The following is an 18,951-nucleotide window of genomic DNA, read 5'->3' as shown; positions in this document are numbered from 1 at the left end:
CCCGGGGAGCGGAGCTCAGCGGGCGGTCAACTGGCTCGTGATATCGAGTCCGGCACCCGGGTCGTGGTGGTGGTCGGTGGTGTCCCGGCACTCGCCGTAGAGGATGATTTGCCCGCGGCTGTGGTCCGAGGGCAACAAGCTCATGTTTGCAGTCACACCGTTCTTGTTCAGGGTGGTGCCGTGGTAGTGCTGTCCCGGCGGAGCGCCCTCGCTCCAGCCGTGCGCGACCATCGCGGCGCGGATGTGCTGGAAGTAGGCATCCGGGTCGCCCTGCAACAGGAACCCGATCGTCACCCTGCCCTGATAGGGCGGATCGCCTTGGTCATTGCAGGAGGCGAACGAAAACCCGCCGTCGACGCCCTGCAGGTCCGCGGCGGCGACGATCTCCTTGGCCGGCTCGATCACCTGGGCCTTGGTCTGATCATCCGTTAGCGGGTGGGCGGAATCGTCAAAGGGGTTGGAAGAGCCCGAGGAATGCGGTTTCGGAAACACCAGCGAACACCCTCCTAGCAACATGACGGCGACGACTAACGCGGCAAGCCGTGCTTGCCGGGGCCAAATGCGTTGCCGCTCAGTGATGGTGTTGGTCATCGAAGACATGATCATCGGTAACAGATCCAGGCGCGCGGTCCCACTCGGGGTCGACGACGAGCCCGCCTATGCCCGGCCCGACCGGACCCAGGCCCGGGATGGTGACCTTGCCCGGCTGGTAACGGTGTTGGGCCGTCAGGCCGTCGGATTCCAGCGCGTCACCGTGGCCCGAGGTGATGTCGGCCATGCTGTGTAGCGCCTCGCTTCCGGGGTGGTAGTAGTACGAATGGTCATGCGGGTCAACGCCATCGGAGCCGGGCACCTCGGCCCGGAAGCGCACCGACCCGAATCCGTCGGCCGCGGGGTCGGCGCCCAGGCCGGGGGTCAAGCCGAGCACCTGACCGCCGAGGTTGTCCCGGTTCACGTAGTGGCTCAAGCCATTCAGCTCCCCGAGCATGCCGACCGGATCCGTCGACGCGTCCCCCACGTACACGTGCCCGCCGTCGAGATGGAAGCTCGCGGCGGTGGGTGCCAGGTCGGTGCCCGGGCAACCGATGAGCACCGCGTCGTTGGCGTGCATGTGGCCCAACGCGAACGCGTCGGCCACCGTGGTCGAGCCGTACGAGTGGCCCAACACGGTGACATGCTGGCCGGCCCCGAGGTGCGTGGCCCACAAACCGTTGACGTCTTGCGCCAGCGCCTGACTGCCGGTCCGCGCCAGCGCCGGGGTGGAAATCCGCTGGACGTCCTTGAAGTCGTTGGGGGCGTCGTATCCCATCCACGCGATCACCGCCGTGGGGTTTCTCGGGTCGGCGGCGTTGGCCTGGCCGTACAGGTTGAGCGCATCGTTGTGGCCGTCGTGCAGCCAGCCGCCCTTCACGCTGCTGCTGGTGCCCGGGACGATCACCGCGGTGTTCTTCGCCAGGTCGGGGTTGCCGATCGCGATCGCCGCCCGCCCCTTGCCGCCGAAAGCCATTGGGTCGTAAGCGAATAGGAATACCGGGTTGTGGCCATGGTCGGCGTCGCGATCGAGCCCCTGCTGGGTCTGATCGGCGTTCTGGTAGCGGGTGACGTCGGCGGCCGACAGGCCGTACCTCGCCGGATCGCGCAGCACGTCGGCCGGGGAGACGCCGTAGCGGCCGGCGATGTCGCGAATTCGGTTGAGATCGGCCGTCATCACCGCGATGTTGGCGTCGCTGCGCGCGAGCACCGGGACACCGTTGAGGTTGCCGACCTGATCCGGGTGCTCGGCGATGAGCTGCTGGCGCTCCCCCGGCGTCAACGACGTCCACCACCTGTTCACGTCCTCCGGACTCGTTCCCGGCGGCGGAATCTCGGGTTTGGCGTCCACCGCCTGGAGAACGTCGGGCTGGTAGCCGTCGGCGCGCAGGGTGCCCATCGCTGCGTGCAGGTAGTTCGAATAGCCGTCGCGTACCGAATCGATCTGTGCCAGAGCGGATTTGGTGTCGGCGATGGCTTCGTTTTCAAGGTCGGCGATGTGCAGCTCCAAGAGCTTTCTCTCACCCGCGGTGAGGTGGATGTCTTTCTCCGCCTCCACCGCCTGGCCGATCTCGTTGTCGAGCTGCTGCAGCTGCCCCTCCAGCGTCGAGATCAACGCGGCGCCGGTTCGCTGCGCCTCGGCCAACGCGGCGGCGATGTTTTCCAAGTCGGCGCCGATCTTGGGCAGCTGCAACGACTGCGCGCCCAGCGCCGTGGTCACCCGCTGCACCTCGGCGGAGTCGTTGATCGGGTGGTCGCCGTTCTGGTGGTTCCAGGCCGCATCGAAGCGACGGCGCGCTTCCTGGAACGAAGCGTCGGACTCAGCGGTGCACCGACCCGCTGCGTGAAACGCCTCCGCCAACTCGGAGATCTGCGCCGGGCGACCGACCTGGAGGCTCTGATTGATCAACCACGGATCTCCCCCGGCCTCGGCGATCAGGGCCGGCACGCTTATGTAGCGCAGCTGCACCGCACTGCCCGTCCGGAGTACGGGGGATCTGTATCGAAACGCATCGCGATCCCCTTTCCGAGCTGGTGACAACGCTACTACCGCGTCTCCAGTCGGACAGCTCGCCAAAGCGTGCCCGCAGCGGAAATTTGGGCTGTGCAGCGCGGCCCGAAATCGTGCTGACCTGCCCAAATGTGGTGGAGCTAAGCTTTTGCTCCACCGTCAGTCGGCGCGTCAACGAAGTGATCGGCATCCAACGCCGTGGCGTAATACATCGAAGATATCGACGCGAGCATCGCGACCCTCGAGTAATCGCGTTCAGTCGGTTCCTCGGGCAACGCCTGGGCGACGGCGACAGTCATGTCGGCATACTTTTGGGCAGTCTCGCGCCATTCGCGGATCCTGTCCGAATCAACAGCCATCCTCTTCAACCCCTCCCTGCGCACCCGCTGCGGACCGGACCCGCCGGGTGACGCCCATTGAAAGACAAAACCGGTGGTCAAACCTGGTGGAGCTAAGGGGATTCGAACCCCTGACCTACTCGATGCGAACGAGTCGCGCTACCAACTGCGCCATAGCCCCTGACCGCTAGCAGGCTACCAGCCGCGCGGCGAACCGCCGAACTGCCGGCGCTACTCGCCGACCGCGCGCGGCAGGTCCCTGGGCCACCCGAAGGTCCGCATCGGCATCGCGTAGTCCAAGTGCTCGAAGATCGGGTCCTCGTCGTCGATCTCGAGCACCACCGCGCCGGGCCGCCGCAGCCGCGAGGGCACCACGTCGTATTCGCGGTCGTAGGTGTTCTCCACGCCAAGCCGTGCCCGCGCCATCCGCTGCATCCGGCGGCGACGCACCCGCTCCTCGATCCGGGTCTGCCGACGCAGGTAGGCGAGGTACAGCAGGGTCACCGCGGTCGCGCTTCCGCACACCCACCAGGCCGTCGGCGTCACCTCGAACGCGGCAGTGGCCGAGCCGGTCAGCACGAGGGCCATCACCATCAGCACCCGCTTGCGAAAGGCGTACTTGCGTGCGCTGACCGCGGCTGCGGCTTTGGGGTCGAACCGGCGCCGCCGCGAGGCGCCCGCCGCGACGTACGCCCGCGGATCCTCGTCCTCCTCGCGGTCCGCCTCGGGCTCCAAACCCGAAGAGTCCTCGACGTATTCGTACCGGTCGTCCAGGTCCTCCTCGGTCTCGGAGTGCTCGGCGACGGGCTCGGTCTCGTCGGCATCGGCGTCCTCGACGTCCCCGGCGGCCTCGTCCGCCGCGGCCCCCGCCGGCAGCGCCCCGGAATCCTCGATGACGTCGACGTCCAGGTAGTCGGGCTCGGCCGCTTCGGTGGCCGCGGCCCGCACGACGACGGGACGCGCCACCTCCTCGGTTTCGGCGTCGTCCTCGTCGTGCTCGGGCTCGGCGAGCTCGTCGTCGACGGCGTCCTCTTCCGGCTTCCAGTCGGGGTCGCTGCGATGGCCCGCGGCGGGCCCACTGCGCCTGACCAGCCGGGAGCCGGCGCCGTTGAGCACCCGGGTGGCCAGCGCGACGTCGCTGGTGCGACGCACGGCGTCGCGTTTGCTGATCAGCATCGGAACAAGGACGAACAGCCAGAGCACCACGAGCGAGATCCACAACAGCGACTGCGGGATGCTTGGCATGATGACTTGCTCCTTACTGGACCCGACCCCCGCGAGGCTCGTCTGTGGCCGATGCGGCTGGGCCGAGGTGACCAGCACAATTACACACCTGTAATTTGCCTCTCACAAGCACCACATGTCACTCGTGTCGCGATAGCCACAGTTCACGCCCAACTCGCGTGACCGGAGCGGACCAGGGTCGCCGCGACCGAGCCCTGCACCTCTTCGACAGTGATCGCCATCAGCAGGTGGTCGCGCCAGGCCCGGTCCACCTCGAGGTAGCGGCGCAGCAGCCCCTCCTCGCGGAACCCCACCTTTGCCAGCACGGCCCGGCTCGCGGCGTTCTCCGGACGCACGGTCGCCTCCACGCGATGCAGCATGACGGGGCCGAAGCAGTGATCCAGACCCAGCGCCAACGCCGCCGTCGCCACCCCGCCGCCGGTCGCCGACCTGGGCACCCAGTAGCCGATCCACGCCGAGCGCAACGCCCCGTGGGTCACGTTGCCGATGGTCAGCTGCCCGCAGAAACGCCCGTCGAGCTCGATCACGTAGGGCAGCATGCGGCCCTTGCGGGCCTCCGCGCGCAGGCCGGAACACAACGCCGGCCACGCCGCGACCGTGTGCCGGATCGTCCAATCGCCATCCGTGCTGGGCTCCCACGGCTCCAGATGCGCGCGGTCGGCCAACCTGATCCGGCTCCACTGCGCGCCGTCGCGCATGCGCACCGCCCGCAACCGGACGACACCACCCGGGACCCGCAGCGGACCCACATCCGAGGGCCAACCCGGATGCCGGGGATTCGCGCGCAACAGGTTCACGAGCATGTGCAGTAGCTTCGCCTAGCCGCGCTGGGCCAGGAACGCGACGTCGACGATCTCGCCGGTGCGGATCTGCTCGGCGCCGCTGGGAACCACGACCAAACAGTTCGCCTCGGCGAGGGTGGCCAACAGGTGCGACGACGACCCCGGGGCCCCGCCCAGTGCCTGTACCAAATACTCACCGCTGTCCTGATCGCGCATCAACTGCCCGCGGAGGTACCCCTTGCGCCCGGCGACCGACGTGATCGGCGAGAGCGCACGGGCCTGCACGATGCGGCGCATCGGCTGGCGCTTGCCCAGCGACAGCCGGATCAGCGGCCGGACCATCACTTCGAAGACCACCAGCGCGCTGACCGGGTTGGCCGGCAGCAGGAATGTCGGAACACCCTCGCGGCCCAGCTGCCCGAAACCCTGCACGGACCCCGGGTGCATGGCCACCCGGACCACTTCCATCTCGCCGAGCTCAGACAGCACCGACCGCACCGACTCGTTGGCCGCGCCCCCGACCGCGCCGGCGATCACCACTACCTCGGAGCGGTTGAGCTGGCCTTCGACTACCTCGCGCAGCTCTTTCGGGTCGTTGCTGACGATGCCGACGCGGTTGACCTCGGCGCCGGCGTCGCGGCCCGCCGCCGCCAACGAATATGAGTTGACGTCGTAGACCTGCCCGTTGCCCGGGGTGCGCGAGATGTCGACCAGCTCGCCACCCACCGCGATGACCGACAGGCGCGGACGCGGATGCACCAGCACCCGTTCCCGTCCCACCGCCGCCAGCAGACCGACCTGCGCGGCGCCGACGATGGTGCCGGAGCGCACGGCGACGTCGCCGGGCTGGACGTCGTCGCCGGCGCGGCGCACGTAGGCGCCCGACGGGGCCCCGCGCAGGATCCGCACGCGCGACATCCCGCCGTCGGTCCATCGCACCGGCAGGACGGCGTCGGCCAGGGTGGGCAGCGGGGCCCCGGTCTGCACCCGGACCGCCTGCCGCGGCTGCAGCCGGCTGGGCGTGCGCGAGCCGGCCTCGATCGTCCCCATCACCGGCAACACCAGCCCGTCGCGCAGGTCCTCGTCGTCCGAGGGCCCGCCGAGGCTTTCGGCGCCCACCTCACCGACCCCCAGCACGTCGACGCTGCGCACCGCGTAACCGTCGATGGCGGCCTGATCGAACCCGGGCATGGGCCGCTCGGTCACCACTTCCTCGGCGCACATCAAACCCTGGGCCTCGGCAATGGCGACCCGGATCGGCCGCGGGGCCACCGCGGCGGCCGTTATCCGGGCCTGCTGCTCCTCAACAGAACGCACGAGCGCGCCTCTCTGACCTTGGCGGGCGGCGACCTTGATGGCGCCCGGCTACTGCTCGGTCAGGCCTAACCGCGCCACCAACCATCGCCGCAAATCCGGGCCATAGTCGTCACGATCCAATGCAAAGTCAACCGCAGCCTTCAGGTAGCCGCCGGGATTTCCCAAGTCGTGTCGGGATCCGCGATGCACGACGACATGCACCGGGTGGCCCTCCTTGATCAGCAGCGCGATCGCGTCGGTGAGCTGTACTTCGTTTCCCGCGCCGCGGTCGATGCGGTGCAGCGCGTCGAAAACGGCGCGGTCGAGCACGTACCGGCCCGCTGCCGCGTACATCGACGGCGCGTCGGAGGCCTTGGGCTTTTCGACCATGCCCTTGACCCGCAGCACGTCCGGATTGTCGCCGCCCGCAACGGGTTCGACGTCGAAAACGCCGTAGGAGCTGATCTCGTCCGGTGTCACTTCGATCGCGCACAGCACCGTGCCGCCGTGGTCGGCGCGCACCTTCGCCATCGTCTCCAGGACGCCGGTCGGCAGCACCAGGTCGTCGGGCAGCAGCACCATGACGGCGTCCTCGTCCGCCGCCAGCCTTGGCTCCACGCAGCTGATGGCGTGCCCCAGCCCGAGCGGCTCGGCCTGCACCACGGACTCCACCTTGATCAGCTGCGGCGCCCGGCGCACCTTGTCGAGCATGGCCTTCTTGCCGCGCGCCTCGAGGGTCCCCTCCAGCACCAGGTCCTCGACGAAGTGCGCGACGACGCCGTCCTTGCCCTCGGAGGTGATGATCACCAGGCGTTCCGCCCCGGCCGCGGCCGCCTCCTCGGCGACCAGCTCGATGCCGGGAGTGTCGACGACGGGCAGCAGCTCCTTGGGCACCGTCTTCGTCGCAGGCAAAAATCGCGTACCCAGGCCGGCCGCAGGGACGATCGCCGTGAAGGGGATCGGAACATCCGGGCGTGACATTGTTCAAACCATAACCCCCAGGAGGCACGCCACCGCGATGTGGCGGCGCGAAACCCCGGCCTGTCATGGTTGAGGGCATGCCAACCGCGACCAAGGCCGCGTTGCGCGAACGCCTGCTGGCGGCCCGGCGTTGCGTTGCCGACGACGTTCGCGCCGCCGAGGCGCGCGCGCTGCGCGAGCACCTGGAGCCGGTGGTCGAGGGCGGGACCACGGTCTGCGCGTACGTGCCGGTGGGCACCGAGCCGGGGTCGACCGAGCTGCTCGAGGCGTTGCTGCGCCGGTCGGCGCGGGTGCTGTTGCCGGTCGCGCGCACCGGCTCGGGCAAGGCACCGTTGCCGCTGCGGTGGGGTGAATACCGGCCGGGCGCGCTGGTCCCCGGACCGTGGGGGCTGCTCGAGCCGGCCGGGCCGCTGCTGGCGGAGTCGGCCCTGGCCGAGGCGGCCCTGGTGATCGTCCCGGCGCTGGCGGTCGACCGTCGCGGCGTGCGGCTGGGCCGGGGCCGCGGCTTTTACGATCGCTCGCTGGGCCTGCGAAACCCGCAGGCGCGGCTGATCGCGGTGGTGCGCGACGCCGAATTCGTCGACGAGCTGCCCGCCGAACCGCACGACGTGCCGATGACCCACGCGCTGACACCGGAGCGGGGCCTGATCGCGCTTCCCGAGGGGGAATGATCGCGATCACGTGGCGGTTCTAGCACTTGAGACGGTAGAGTGCTAATTCAACCCGTAATCATTCGGAGGTTTTCGTGCCGACATACAGCTACGCGTGCACCCAGTGCGACGACCGCTTCGACGTCGTGCAGGCCTTCACCGACGACGCGCTGACCACGTGCGAGAAGTGCCAGGGCCGGCTGCGCAAGTTGTTCAACTCCGTCGGCGTGGTGTTCAAGGGCAGCGGGTTTTACCGCACCGACAGCCGCGAGGAGCGCAAGAAGTCGACGAGCTCGTCCAACGGCTCCGGCGAGGCGGCGTCGAGTTCGGGCTCGAGCGAGAAGAACGGGTCCGACAAGAGCACGTCGAGCGACAAGTCGTCCAGCAGCGCCGCCCCGGCCACCGCGGGCGCCTCGAGCTAACCGGTTATCCACAGCGCCACCACCGACCGGAACGGTCGGCGCTCGGCCGCGCCTACCGTTGCGGCGTGGGCGAATCCTCGTTGAACCCCAACGTTTTCAGGCGCCTGTCGGCGTCGTTACGCCCCGACTGGACGCGCACCGTGCTGGCCCGGCGGGTGGCCGCCGGCGGGCTCGTCGTGCTGGCCGGCGTCGCGACCCTGCGGTCCAATCCCGACGGCGATTACGCCGAGGTGGTGGTGGCGGCGCGCGACCTGGCGCCGGGCGCCGCATTGACCACCGATGACGTCTTGATCGAAAAGCGTTCGGCCACAACGGTTCCCGACGGATCGAAGGCGGACCTCGCCGCGGTCGTCGGTTCGACGCTGGCCAGCCCCACCCGGCGCGGCGAGGTGCTCACCGATGTCCGGCTGCTCGGCAGCCGGCTGGCGGAGTTGACGGCCGGGCCCGGCGCCCGCATCGTGCCGCTGCATCTGGCGGACGGCGCCCTGCTCGACCTGGTCCGCGTCGGCGACGTCGTGGACGTGCTGGCCGCCCCGGCCACCGACCCGCCCGCGGGCGCTCCGCCGGCCAGCAGGGTGGTGGCCACCGACGCCGTCGTCGTCGTCGTGTCGGCCAAGCAGAAGGGCCAGGCCGCCGACGCCGACCGCGTAGTGTTGGTTGCGCTGCCGGCTCGCGTGGCGAACACGGTGGCAGGCTCGACGCTGGGTCAGACGGTGACGCTCACCCTGCATTGAGTATCTGGCCGCTGTTGGGCACGTGACCGATAGCAAACTCGGTCCAGACCAGAAAGGGCGTCCTCATGCTCAAGGGGTTCAAGGAGTTTCTCTCGCGGGGCAATATCGTCGACCTGGCCGTCGCGGTCGTCATCGGTACTGCCTTCACTGGATTGGTCACCAAGTTCACGGAGAGCATCATCACGCCGCTGATCAATCGGGTCGGGGTCAATCAGCAGTCCAACGTCGGCGCCCTGAAGATCGGCATCGGCGGCGGCCAGACGATCGACCTGAACATCCTGCTGTCCGCCGCGATCAACTTCGTCCTGATCGCGGCCGTCGTGTACTTCTTCGTCGTGCTCCCCTACAACACGCTGCTCAAGCGCGGCGAGGTCGAACAGGCGGACGACGCGCAGGTCATCCTGCTCACCGAGATCCGCGACCTGCTGGCGCAAACCACCAACGGGGACTCGTCGTCCGGTAGGCACGGGGGCTCTGTGGCCACGACACCGCCGCCCGAATACGGACCGCGTGCGGAGGCCGAATCGCGCTGACCCGCGCCTAGATCTCCAGGCTGGACAGCTGGCCGATGATCTGGGCGGCAAGCGGATTCAGCGTCGCCATCCCGTCACGCACCGCGTAGCGGGAACCCGCGAGGTTGACCACAAGTGTGCTCCCCGACACTCCGGCCAGACCCCGGGACAACCCGGCGTCGGTGATGCCCGCGGACAGCCCGGAGGCGCGGATGGCCTCGGCGATGCCCAGGATTTCCCGGTCGAGGATCTCGCGGGTGGCCTCGGGCGTGACATCCCGCGGGGTGACGCCAGTCCCGCCGACAGAGACCACCAGGTCCACGCCGCCGATCACCGCGGTGTTCAGGGCGTTGCGGATCTCGACCTCGTCGGCCGCGACCGCCACGACGCCGTCGACGACGAACCCCGCCTCGGTCAGCAGCTCGGTGACGAGCGGCCCGCTGTGGTCCTCCTCGTCCCCGTGGGCGGTGCGATCGTCGACGACGACGACCAGCGCCCGGCCCACTACCAACTCCGCACCCGCTTCCATGGGTGCAACGGTATATCCGAGCTCCGACAGGCCGGCCGCCGAGGGCTCATCGACTCTCATTACTGATCCGCCTTGCCGAGGGTGACCTGCACGGTGCGACTGCCGCCGCCGGGATCCTGAAACGTCAGCGATACCTTGTCGCCCGGCGCTTTTGAGCGCACGGCGGCGACCAACGCGTCGGCGCTGTTGATCGGGCGGTCGTCGACCTTGGTGACCACCACGCCCTTGGGCACTCCGGCGGTCGCGGCCGCGCCGTTCGCGATAACGTCGACGACCTTGGCGCCCGGGGTGCCCTTGTCGCTGGTCACCTGCACACCCAGCGACGCGTGCGTCGCCTTGCCGGTCGCGATCAACTCGTCGGCGATGCGCTTGGCCTGGTCGACCGGGATCGCGAAGCCGAGGCCGATCGAGCCGCTCTGGGAATCCGGCGAATCGGCGCCCAGGGTGGCGATGGCCGAGTTGACGCCGACCAGCTGACCCTGCATGTTGACCAGCGCGCCCCCCGAGTTACCCGGGTTGATCGCGGCGTCGGTCTGAATCGCGTCGAGCACGGTGTTCTGGTTGCCCGACTCGCCCGTCGTGGACACCGGCCGGTTCATCGCGCTGATGATCCCTGTGGTCACGGTGCCCGACAGCCCCAGCGGCGAACCGATCGCCACGACCGGCTGGCCCACCCGCAGGTCCGACGAGGAACCCATCGTGATCGGTGTGAGGTTCGAGACGCCCTGCACCCGGATCACGGCGATGTCGCTGGTGGGGTCGGCACCGACCACCGAGAACGGCGCGGTGCGGCCGTCGGAGAAGGTCACGGTCGTCTTCGGTGGCGGAGCGCCCGGCGGCGCACCCGGCGGCCCACCGGGACCGCCCGGCTTGACCGCGGCCGCGACCACGTGGTTGTTGGTCAGGATCAGCCCGTCGGCCGACAGCACGACGCCGGAGCCCTCCTCGGACTGGCGACCCATGTCGGTCTCCAGCATCACGACGCTGGGCACCACCTTGGCGGCGACCTGTTCGACGCTCCCCGGCGGCATGTTCGCGGCCGGGACACTGGGAGCGCCCGCGAATATCCTGCCTCCGTTATTGCCCGCGGAGTGCGTGCTCAGCTCGACGGCCGTGGCCGCGGCACCACCGATACCGGCCGACACCACCGCGATCGCCAGCGCGCCCGCGGTCAATAGCCCTGCGCGGGAACGCTTCTGGGGAACCGGCGGGGGCCCCGGGGGCATCGGCGGCAGCATGTGAATCGGCCCGGTGCCGGTGCCCGGCGGAATGGACCCCGCCCCGGTGCCCCCGGGGATCGGGCCCGGCCCGGTGCCCCCGGTGAGCGGAACCGGCCCGGTGCCGCCGGGGACCCGGCCCGGCCCGGTGCCGGCGAACGGCTCGTAGGGCCGGCGGTACTGCGCGGACGGCTGCGACGGCTGGGCAGGCTGGGACGGCTGATAGCGCCAGTCGAACTGCTGGTTGTACGGCTGCTGCCCCTGGGCATACGCGGGGGGCACAGGCTGATTAGGCCCCGTACGGTATCCCGGCTGCTGCGGCGGTGGCGAATACCTCGGGTCATTCGTCATGTCGCTACGTCGCTCTTCCTCTATCTCGGCGTTATCGGCGTTCGGGCTCTTCGGCTCGACGTGGCTAGGTTCTAACCCTAGCCGCAGAACTACCTTGCCCGCGCGGACTGAGAGTCCACTGAGATAACGTTCGCCGAATCCCGAGAGTTCTCCGCACTCCTCGCGAGCGGCACGGCCGGTTCTGTCTTGGCTTCCGCACCGAGATTCGCTTCCGCACCGAGATTCGCAGTATCGGCATCGGCCGGCGGGTATCCCGAAACCGGCACCGGGCGGCCGGGAAGCAGCACATAGATGGATGTGCCCGGGGGTTGGCCTCCCGGCACGGTGTCCTCGACTCGGAGCAACCCGCCGTGGCTCTGCACCACCTTTTTGACGATCGCCAGCCCCAGCCCCGAGCCTGGCATCGCCCGCGCCGTCGTCGACCGGTAGAAGCGCTCGAACACCAGGCGGCGCTCGTGCACCGGGATGCCCGGGCCCTCGTCGGAGACCACTAGCTCCGCGTGCGTCGGGTCGAGTTGCCTCAGCCTGACGCCGACGCGCCCACCGGAGGGGCTCCATTTGGCCGCGTTATCCATCAGGTTCAGCACCGCGCGCGACAGACCCGCGGCGTCGCCGTAGACCTGCCAGCCGATCGCCTCGACGTCGAAGCGAATGTCGTTGCGCCGCCGCCTGACTCGCTCGAGGCTGCGATCGATCACCTCGGACATGTCGACGACCTCGTGCACCACCTGACTGGCGTCGTCGCGGGTGAGGTCGACCAAATCGCCCACCAGCGTGGACAATTCCTCGATCTGCGCGATCACGTCCGTCCGCAGGTCGACCATCTCCTGGTCGGGCAGCCGCGGCGCCCCCGGTTCCATCGAGGCCATCAGCAGCTCGACGTTGGTGCGCAGCGAGGTCAGCGGGGTGCGCAGTTCGTGGCCGGCGTCGGTGACCAGCCGCGCCTGGCGCTCCCGCGATTCGGCCAGCGCTCGCAGCATCAAGTTGAAAGCCTCTGTGAGCCTTGCCAATTCGTCGCTGCCGAACACCGGGATGGGCCGCAGGTCGTCGGTGCGCGCCACCCGCTCGGCGGCTTCGGTCAGCCGGGCCACCGGACGCAGCCCGGCGCGGGTGACCATGCCCCCGGCCACCGCCGCGACCGCGACGCCGACGCCGCCGACCATCAGCAGCACCCAGCGCAGCTTGGTCATGACCGCCTCGGTGGGCTTGAGGCTCTTGGAGATCAGTAGTGAACTGCCGTTGGGCAGGTGGATGGCGAGGATTCGCTGATCCGAGGCGGTGCGGCGGGACATGAAGAGCTCGCCGTTGATGACGGCCTTCTCGGCGGTCCCGACGGGCAGGATCTGGCCTGGCTGGTTGGCGGTGTAGATGGACCGGCCTGGGTTCACCAGCATGGCGTTGACGTCCGAGTATGCGGTGCCCTCGATCGCCTTGCCCGGGTCGGCGGCCAGCGAGCCGCTGGCGATCAGCAGCTGCGCCCGGCTCTGCAGTTGGTTGTCGATGTCGTTGTAGAGCGCGGCCGAGATCACGGCGTACACGGCGAACGACATCAGCACGACGACCATCGCGACCATCGACATCGCCAGCAGCATCACCCGCCACCGCAGCGACAACGAGCTGGTGGGGCGCAGCGGTGCGCGCCGGCGCCGACGGAGCCGGATCATCGTTGGTGCTGGCTCATCACGGTGGCGTCTCCCGAAGGACGTATCCCACCCCTCGGACAGTATGGATCAGTCGCGGCTCACCGTCGGCTTCCGTTTTGCGGCGCAGGTAGCCGACGTAGACCTCCAGCGCGTTGCCCGAGGTGGGAAAGTCGAATCCCCAGACCTCCTCGAGGATGCGGCTGCGGGTGAGCACCCGGCGCGGGTTGGCGATCAGCATTTCCAGCAACGCGAACTCGGTGCGGGTCAGGCTGATGCAGCGCTGCCCGCGGGTGACCTCGCGGGTCACCGGGTCCAGGCTCAGGTCGGAGAACGTCATCGCCACCGACTCGGCGGCGTCGTCGGGCTTGGTGCGTCGCAGCAGCGCCCGCATGCGGGCCAGTAGCTCTTCGAGGGCGAACGGCTTCGGCAGGTAGTCGTCGGCGCCGGCGTCCAGGCCCGCGACCCGCTCGGAAACCGAATCGCGGGCGGTGAGCACCAGGATCGGCAGGTCGTCTCCGGTGCTGCGGAGCTGACGGCACACCTCGAGGCCGTCCAGACGCGGCATCATCACATCCAGGACGAGGGCATCGGGCCGGTCGCTGGCGATCATGTCGAGGGCCTCGACCCCGTCGTGGGCGAGCTCTACCGAATAGCCATTGAACGAAAGCGACCTGCGCAGCGACTCGCGCACCGCGCGATCGTCGTCGACGACAAGTATGCGCACGGCCACTAGTTTCGTCCTAGCGCCTGAGAGCGGGCTGAGAGGCGCGCCGGGTATTTGCCGAGATTAGCGCTTGTCGAGATCGATGAGACCGAGGCGGGCCGCCTTGAGTAGCCGGCGGGGCACCTTGTGCTTCTGGCCTGCGACGTTCACGCCGACGAGTTCGGTCTTCGTGGCCTTCCACTGCGAGCGCCGGCTTCGGGTATTCGCGCGCGACATCCTGCGCTTGGGTGTGGCCATGGTCGGGCCTAACTCCTCGTTCGGGCTTGATGGGGCATGTCGCGGGGCGTGGCCGGTGAGGCCGAACGTGCGACGATTGCCTATCAGGATAGTCGGTGGCCTGCTGGTCGCCAAAACGGCGCCCGCCGTCGACCGGGCGTCCTTGACGCGGCACCGCGGGTACCCGCTAACCTACCGAGTGGTTGGTTGGTTCGCGGTCACCGGTATGCCCACGAATGGAGGACACGCATGGCCTCTGCTTCCGGCGCTGTCCGCATCGCGAACTGTTCGGGCTTCTACGGCGACCGGCTTTCGGCCATGCGCGAGATGCTCACCGGCGGGGACGTCGACTACCTCACCGGCGACTACCTGGCCGAGCTGACCATGCTGATCCTGGGCCGCGACCGGATGAAGCACCCGGAGCGCGGCTACGCCAAGACCTTCCTGACGCAGCTCGAGGACTGCCTGGGTGAGGCCCGCGACCGCGGGGTGCGGATCGTCGCCAACGCCGGCGGCCTCAACCCCGCCGGGCTGGCCGACGCGATACGGGCGCTCGCCGAGCGCCTGGGCGTCCCGGCCCGCGTCGCGCACGTCGAGGGCGACGACCTGTTGCCCCGCGCGGCGGAGCTGGGCCTGGGCACGCCGCTGACCGCCAACGCCTACCTCGGCGCGTGGGGGATCGTGGACTGCCTGAACGACGGCGCCGACGTCGTCGTCACCGGCCGGGTCACCGACGCCTCGGTGATCGTCGGGGCGGCGGCGGCCCACTTCGGCTGGGCCCCCTCCGACTACGACCGGCTCGCCGGCGCCGTCGTCGCGGGCCACGTGATCGAATGCGGCGTGCAGGCCACCGGCGGCAACTACTCGTTCTTCACGGAGATTCCGGACCTGACCCACGCCGGCTTCCCGCTCGCCGAAGTCCACGCCGACGGCTCCTCGGTCATCACCAAGCATCCCGGCACCGGCGGACTGGTCAGCGTCGACACCGTCACCGCGCAATTGCTCTACGAGATCACCGGCGCCCGCTACGCCAATCCCGACGTCACCGCCCGCATGGACACCGTCGAACTGACCGCGGACGGCCCCGACCGGGTGCGCATCAGCGGCGTGCGCGGCGAACCGCCGCCGCCCACGCTGAAGGTCTCGCTGAACAGCATCGGCGGTTTCCGCAACGCCATGACGTTCGTGCTGACCGGCCTGGACATCGAGGCCAAGGCCAACCTGATGCGCCGGCAGCTCGAGTCCGCTTTGACGGCGAAGCCGGCGGAACTGCAGTGGTCGCTGGCGCGCACCGACAAACCCGACGCCGACACCGAAGAGGCCGCCAGCGCCTTGCTGCACTGCGTGGTCCGCGACCCCGACCCCGCCAACGTGGGACGCCAGTTCTCCTCTGCGGCAGTGGAACTGGCGCTGGCCAGTTATCCTGGCTTCCACGTGACGGCCCCGCCCGGCGACGGCCAGGTCTACGGCGTGTTCACCCCGGGCTACGTCGACGCCAAGGAGGTCCCGCACGTCGCCGTGCACGCCGACGGCGCCCGCGTCCACATTCCTTGCGCCACCGACACTTTGGAACTGGCTCCCGCCGCACCCCCACCGCTGCCCGAGCCGTTGCCGGCCGGTCCGGTGCGCAGGGCGCCGCTGGGCCGCATCGCGGGGGCCCGCAGCGGCGACAAGGGCGGGTCGGCCAACGTCGGCGTCTGGGTGCGCACCGACGACCAATGGCGTTGGCTGGCCCACACCCTGACCGTCGAGAAGCTCAAGGAGTTGCTGCCCGAGGCGGCCGACTTCGACGTCACCCGGCACGTGCTGCCCAACCTGCGCGCGGTGAACTTCGTCATCGACGGCATCCTGGGCCAGGGCGTCGCCTACAACGCGCGATTCGATCCGCAGGCCAAGGGGCTGGGCGAATGGCTGCGCGGCCGCTACCTAGACATCCCGGAGAGCCTCTTGTGAGTATCTGGACCACCCCCGAGCGCGAACAGCTGCGAAAGACGGTGCGCGCCTTCACCGAACGCGAGATCCTGCCGCACGCGGACGAGTGGGAGCGCACCGGCGACCTGCCGCGCGACCTGCACCGCCGGGCCGGGGCGGCCGGGCTGCTGGGCGCGAGCTTTCCCGAATCGGTCGGCGGCGGTGGCGGCGACGGCGCCGACGCGGTGGTCATCTGCGAGGAGGTGCACCAGGCCGGCGCCCCCGGCGGCGTCTTCGCGTCGCTGTTCACCTCGGGGATCGCGGTGCCGCACATGATCGCCTCCGGCGACGCGCGGCTGATCGACACCTATGTCCGGCCCACGTTGGCCGGCGAGAAGATCGGTTCGCTGGCCATCACCGAGCCCGGCGGCGGTTCGGACGTCGGGCACCTGCGGACCAGCGCGGTGCGTGACGGCGACCACTACGTCGTCAACGGCGCCAAGACCTACATCACCTCCGGGGTCCGCGCCGACTACGTCGTGACCGCGGTGCGCACGGGAGGCCCTGGCGCCGCAGGGGTTTCGCTGCTGGTGGTCGAGAAGGGAACGCCCGGTTTCGAGGTGACCCGCAAGCTCGACAAGATGGGCTGGCGGTCCTCCGACACCGCCGAGCTGTCCTATACAGACGTGCGGGTGCCGGCGGCCAACCTGATCGGCGCGCCGAACAGCGGATTCGCTCAGATCGCCCAGGCGTTCGTGTCCGAGCGGATCGGCCTTGCCGCGCAGGCGTATTCGAGCGCCCAGCGGTGCCTGGACATCACGGTGGCCTGGTGCCGCGACCGGGAGACGTTCGGCCGGCCGCTGATCTCGCGGCAGTCGGTGCAGAACACGCTGGCCGAGATGGCCCGCCGCATCGACGTGGCGCGCGTGTATGCCCGCAATGTGGTCGAGCGCGAGCTCGCGGGCGAGACGAACCTGATCGCGTCCGTGTGTTTCGCCAAGAACACCGCCGTCGAGGCCGGCGAATGGGTGGCCAACCAGGCCGTGCAGCTGTTCGGCGGCATGGGCTACATGGCCGAATCCGAAGTCGAACGCCAATACCGGGACATGCGGATCCTGGGCATTGGCGGGGGAACCACTGAGATCCTGACCGCACTGGCCGCCAAAACACTGGGATTCCAATCGTGATTGCACCGCCTTCTCCTCATCGCTCCGTCCCCCGCAAGCGGGAGGTACCCCCACTGCGTCGTCGGCGGTGGCTGTGACCGTCCTGCAGTCCACTCTCGACCCCAACTCCGCCGCGTTCACGGACGCGGCGTCGACCGCGGCCGAACGGCTCGAGGAGATCGACGCCGAGCTGGCCAAGGCGCTCGCCGGCGGGGGCGCGAAGTACGTCGAGCGCCACCACGCCCGCGGCAAGCTCACCGCCCGGGAACGCATCGAGCTGCTCGTCGACCCGGACTCGCCGTTCCTGGAGCTCAGCCCGCTGGCCGCGTACGGCAGTGCGTTTCAGATCGGCGCCAGCACCGTCACCGGCATCGGCGTGGTGTCGGGCGTGGAATGCCTGATCGTCGCCAACGACCCGACCGTCAAGGGCGGCACCAGCAACCCGTGGACGCTGCGAAAGATCCTGCGCGCCAACCAGATCGCCTTCCAGAACAGGCTGCCGGTGATTTCGTTGGTGGAATCCGGCGGGGCCGACCTGCCCACCCAGAAGGAGATCTTCATCCCCGGCGGGCAGATGTTCCGCGACCTGACCCGGCTCTCGGCGGCCGGCATCCCGACCATCGCGCTGGTCTTCGGCAACTCGACCGCCGGCGGCGCCTACATCCCCGGCATGTCCGACCACGTGGTGATGATCAAGGAACGCTCGAAGGTGTTCCTCGCCGGTCCCCCGCTGGTCAAAATGGCCACCGGGGAAGAGTCGGACGACGAGTCGCTCGGCGGTGCCGAAATGCACGCCCGCACTTCGGGGTTGGCGGACTACTTCGCCGTCGACGAGCTGGACGCGATCCGCATCGGGCGGCGCATCGTGTCGCGGCTGAACTGGGTCAAACAGGGGCCCGCGCCCGGGCCCATCACCGAGCCGCTGTTCGACGCCGAGGAACTGATCGGCATCGTGCCCGCCGACCTGCGCATCCCCTTCGACCCGCGTGAGGTGATCGCCCGCATCGTCGACGGTTCGGATTTCGACGAGTTCAAGCCCATGTACGGGTCGTCGCTAGTGACCGGCTGGGCCCGGCTGCATGGCTACCCGCTCGGAATTTTGGCCAACGCGCGCGGGGTGCTGTTCAGCGAGGAGTCCCAGAAGGCCACCCAGTTCATCCAGCTGGCGAACCGCTCGGACACGCCATTGTTGTTCCTGCACAACACCACCGGCTACATGGTCGGCAAGGACTACGAAGAGGGCGGGATGATCAAGCACGGCTCGATGATGATCAACGCCGTGTCCAACTCGACCGTGCCGCACATCTCGCTGATCATCGGCGCGTCCTATGGCGCCGGACATTACGGCATGTGCGGGCGCGCCTACGACCCTCGATTCCTGTTCGCCTGGCCCAGCGCCAAATCCGCGGTGATGGGCGGCGCACAACTCGCCGGCGTGCTGTCGATCGTGGCCCGGGCGGCCGCCGAAGCCCGCGGGCAACAGGTCGACGAGGAGGCCGACGCCGCGATGCGGGCCGCCGTCGAGGGCCAAATCGAGGCCGAGTCCCTCCCACTGGTGCTCTCCGGCATGCTCTACGACGACGGCGTGATCGACCCCCGCGACACCCGCACCGTGCTGGGAATGTGTTTGTCCGCCATCGCCAATGGCCCGATCAAAGGGACGTCGAACTTCGGCGTCTTCCGGATGTGAGC

19 protein-coding genes and 1 tRNA gene are annotated in these 18,951 nt (G+C 69.2%); 7 read left to right on the top strand and 13 right to left on the bottom strand.

Annotated features, from left to right (window positions below; translation table 11 throughout):
* Nucleotides 1-15 precede the first annotated feature (15 nt).
* The 8 genes from N415_RS25305 to N415_RS25270 all read right to left on the bottom strand — a co-directional run bounded on the left by N415_RS25305 (nt 16) and on the right by N415_RS25270 (nt 7,184).
* On the bottom strand, nt 16-591 hold the full coding sequence (locus N415_RS25305) for a hypothetical protein (RefSeq protein WP_068187669.1): 576 nt from the start codon (nt 589-591) through the stop codon (nt 16-18).
* Entirely contained in the window at nt 572-2,500 is a 1,929-nt protein-coding gene (locus N415_RS25300; protein ID WP_068187667.1) for an alpha/beta hydrolase, read from the bottom strand. Before N415_RS25300 ends, N415_RS25305 begins: the two co-directional genes overlap by 20 nt.
* A gap of 182 nt (nt 2,501-2,682) precedes the next feature.
* A complete protein-coding gene (locus N415_RS25295; protein WP_142282057.1) occupies nt 2,683-2,901 on the bottom strand; it encodes a hypothetical protein in 219 nt (72 codons plus the stop codon).
* A gap of 84 nt (nt 2,902-2,985) precedes the next feature.
* A tRNA-Ala gene (locus N415_RS25290) sits at nt 2,986-3,061 on the bottom strand.
* Between the two features lie 50 nt (nt 3,062-3,111).
* Nucleotides 3,112-4,125 carry a gephyrin-like molybdotransferase receptor GlpR gene (gene glpR / locus N415_RS25285; protein ID WP_068187665.1) on the bottom strand — a complete coding sequence of 338 codons (1,014 nt, stop codon included), beginning with the start codon at nt 4,123-4,125 and terminating at the stop codon, nt 3,112-3,114.
* A 143-nt stretch (nt 4,126-4,268) separates the two neighbouring features.
* Nucleotides 4,269-4,922 carry a GNAT family protein gene (locus N415_RS25280; protein ID WP_068137800.1) on the bottom strand — a complete coding sequence of 218 codons (654 nt, stop codon included), beginning with the start codon at nt 4,920-4,922 and terminating at the stop codon, nt 4,269-4,271.
* Between the two features lie 21 nt (nt 4,923-4,943).
* Entirely contained in the window at nt 4,944-6,224 is a 1,281-nt protein-coding gene (gene glp / locus N415_RS25275; RefSeq protein WP_068187663.1) for a gephyrin-like molybdotransferase Glp, read from the bottom strand.
* Nucleotides 6,225-6,272: 48 nt separating this feature from the next.
* The gene (locus tag N415_RS25270) at nt 6,273-7,184 is read right to left on the bottom strand and encodes a UTP--glucose-1-phosphate uridylyltransferase (RefSeq protein WP_068187660.1); all 912 of its coding nucleotides are present in this window, start codon (nt 7,182-7,184) and stop codon (nt 6,273-6,275) included.
* A gap of 77 nt (nt 7,185-7,261) precedes the next feature.
* Here N415_RS25270 and N415_RS25265 point away from each other — a divergent pair, with 77 nt between their 5' ends.
* The 4 genes from N415_RS25265 to mscL all read left to right on the top strand — a co-directional run bounded on the left by N415_RS25265 (nt 7,262) and on the right by mscL (nt 9,523).
* Nucleotides 7,262-7,855 (top strand): 5-formyltetrahydrofolate cyclo-ligase, encoded by a 594-nt coding sequence (locus tag N415_RS25265; protein ID WP_068187658.1) that lies wholly within the window; start codon nt 7,262-7,264, stop codon nt 7,853-7,855.
* Between the two features lie 74 nt (nt 7,856-7,929).
* Entirely contained in the window at nt 7,930-8,256 is a 327-nt protein-coding gene (locus tag N415_RS25260) for an FmdB family zinc ribbon protein (protein ID WP_068187656.1), read from the top strand.
* Between the two features lie 65 nt (nt 8,257-8,321).
* A complete protein-coding gene (locus tag N415_RS25255; protein WP_068187654.1) occupies nt 8,322-8,990 on the top strand; it encodes an SAF domain-containing protein in 669 nt (222 codons plus the stop codon).
* A 65-nt stretch (nt 8,991-9,055) separates the two neighbouring features.
* Nucleotides 9,056-9,523, top strand: a complete 468-nt coding sequence (gene mscL, locus N415_RS25250) for a large-conductance mechanosensitive channel protein MscL (protein ID WP_068187652.1) — start codon at nt 9,056-9,058, stop codon at nt 9,521-9,523.
* Between the two features lie 7 nt (nt 9,524-9,530).
* Here mscL and N415_RS25245 read toward each other — a convergent pair whose 3' ends face one another.
* The 5 genes from N415_RS25245 to rpmF form a co-directional block, all read right to left on the bottom strand.
* Nucleotides 9,531-10,091, bottom strand: coding sequence for a molybdenum cofactor biosynthesis protein B (locus tag N415_RS25245; protein ID WP_068104220.1), 561 nt, complete (start codon nt 10,089-10,091; stop codon nt 9,531-9,533).
* Nucleotides 10,091-11,599 carry a trypsin-like peptidase domain-containing protein gene (locus N415_RS25240; protein ID WP_068187650.1) on the bottom strand — a complete coding sequence of 503 codons (1,509 nt, stop codon included), beginning with the start codon at nt 11,597-11,599 and terminating at the stop codon, nt 10,091-10,093. Before N415_RS25240 ends, N415_RS25245 begins: the two co-directional genes overlap by 1 nt.
* 89 nt (nt 11,600-11,688) lie before the next feature.
* On the bottom strand, nt 11,689-13,263 hold the full coding sequence (locus N415_RS25235) for a HAMP domain-containing sensor histidine kinase (protein ID WP_068187647.1): 1,575 nt from the start codon (nt 13,261-13,263) through the stop codon (nt 11,689-11,691).
* A gap of 16 nt (nt 13,264-13,279) precedes the next feature.
* Nucleotides 13,280-13,966, bottom strand: coding sequence for a two-component system response regulator MprA (mprA, locus tag N415_RS25230; protein ID WP_067013606.1), 687 nt, complete (start codon nt 13,964-13,966; stop codon nt 13,280-13,282).
* Between the two features lie 63 nt (nt 13,967-14,029).
* Nucleotides 14,030-14,203: a 50S ribosomal protein L32 gene (gene rpmF, locus N415_RS25225; RefSeq protein WP_066942127.1), complete on the bottom strand. Its 174-nt coding sequence runs from the start codon at nt 14,201-14,203 to the stop codon at nt 14,030-14,032.
* 228 nt (nt 14,204-14,431) lie between these two features.
* Here rpmF and N415_RS25220 point away from each other — a divergent pair, with 228 nt between their 5' ends.
* The 3 genes from N415_RS25220 (at nt 14,432) to N415_RS25210 (ending at nt 18,949) form a co-directional block, all read left to right on the top strand.
* Complete coding sequence (locus N415_RS25220) at nt 14,432-16,135, top strand: acyclic terpene utilization AtuA family protein (RefSeq protein WP_068187645.1); 1,704 nt, start codon at nt 14,432-14,434, stop codon at nt 16,133-16,135.
* A complete protein-coding gene (locus N415_RS25215) occupies nt 16,132-17,280 on the top strand; it encodes an acyl-CoA dehydrogenase family protein (protein WP_068187641.1) in 1,149 nt (382 codons plus the stop codon). Before N415_RS25220 ends, N415_RS25215 begins: the two co-directional genes overlap by 4 nt.
* Nucleotides 17,281-17,353: 73 nt before the next feature.
* Nucleotides 17,354-18,949: an acyl-CoA carboxylase subunit beta gene (locus N415_RS25210; RefSeq protein WP_068187639.1), complete on the top strand. Its 1,596-nt coding sequence runs from the start codon at nt 17,354-17,356 to the stop codon at nt 18,947-18,949.
* The last annotated feature ends 2 nt before the right edge of the window (nt 18,950-18,951 follow it).

The organism is Mycobacterium sp. UM_CSW, from assembly GCF_000455205.1.
Taxonomy (GTDB): Bacteria; Actinomycetota; Actinomycetes; order Mycobacteriales; family Mycobacteriaceae; genus Mycobacterium.
The sequence above is the reverse complement of the archived record's forward strand: the minus strand, read 5'-3'. Positions and strand labels throughout refer to the sequence as shown.

Coding starts and splice junctions, on each gene's coding strand:
- N415_RS25305 (WP_068187669.1), bottom strand. CDS start 591: ATGACCAACACCATCACTGAGCGGCAACGCATTTGGCCCCGGCAAGCA.
- N415_RS25295 (WP_142282057.1), bottom strand. CDS start 2,901: ATGGCTGTTGATTCGGACAGGATCCGCGAATGGCGCGAGACTGCCCAA.
- glpR (WP_068187665.1), bottom strand. CDS start 4,125: ATGCCAAGCATCCCGCAGTCGCTGTTGTGGATCTCGCTCGTGGTGCTC.
- N415_RS25270 (WP_068187660.1), bottom strand. CDS start 7,184: ATGTCACGCCCGGATGTTCCGATCCCCTTCACGGCGATCGTCCCTGCG.
- N415_RS25265 (WP_068187658.1), top strand. CDS start 7,262: ATGCCAACCGCGACCAAGGCCGCGTTGCGCGAACGCCTGCTGGCGGCC.
- mscL (WP_068187652.1), top strand. CDS start 9,056: ATGCTCAAGGGGTTCAAGGAGTTTCTCTCGCGGGGCAATATCGTCGAC.
- N415_RS25245 (WP_068104220.1), bottom strand. CDS start 10,091: ATGAGAGTCGATGAGCCCTCGGCGGCCGGCCTGTCGGAGCTCGGATAT.
- N415_RS25240 (WP_068187650.1), bottom strand. CDS start 11,599: ATGACGAATGACCCGAGGTATTCGCCACCGCCGCAGCAGCCGGGATAC.
- N415_RS25235 (WP_068187647.1), bottom strand. CDS start 13,263: ATGATCCGGCTCCGTCGGCGCCGGCGCGCACCGCTGCGCCCCACCAGC.
- rpmF (WP_066942127.1), bottom strand. CDS start 14,203: ATGGCCACACCCAAGCGCAGGATGTCGCGCGCGAATACCCGAAGCCGG.
- N415_RS25220 (WP_068187645.1), top strand. CDS start 14,432: ATGGCCTCTGCTTCCGGCGCTGTCCGCATCGCGAACTGTTCGGGCTTC.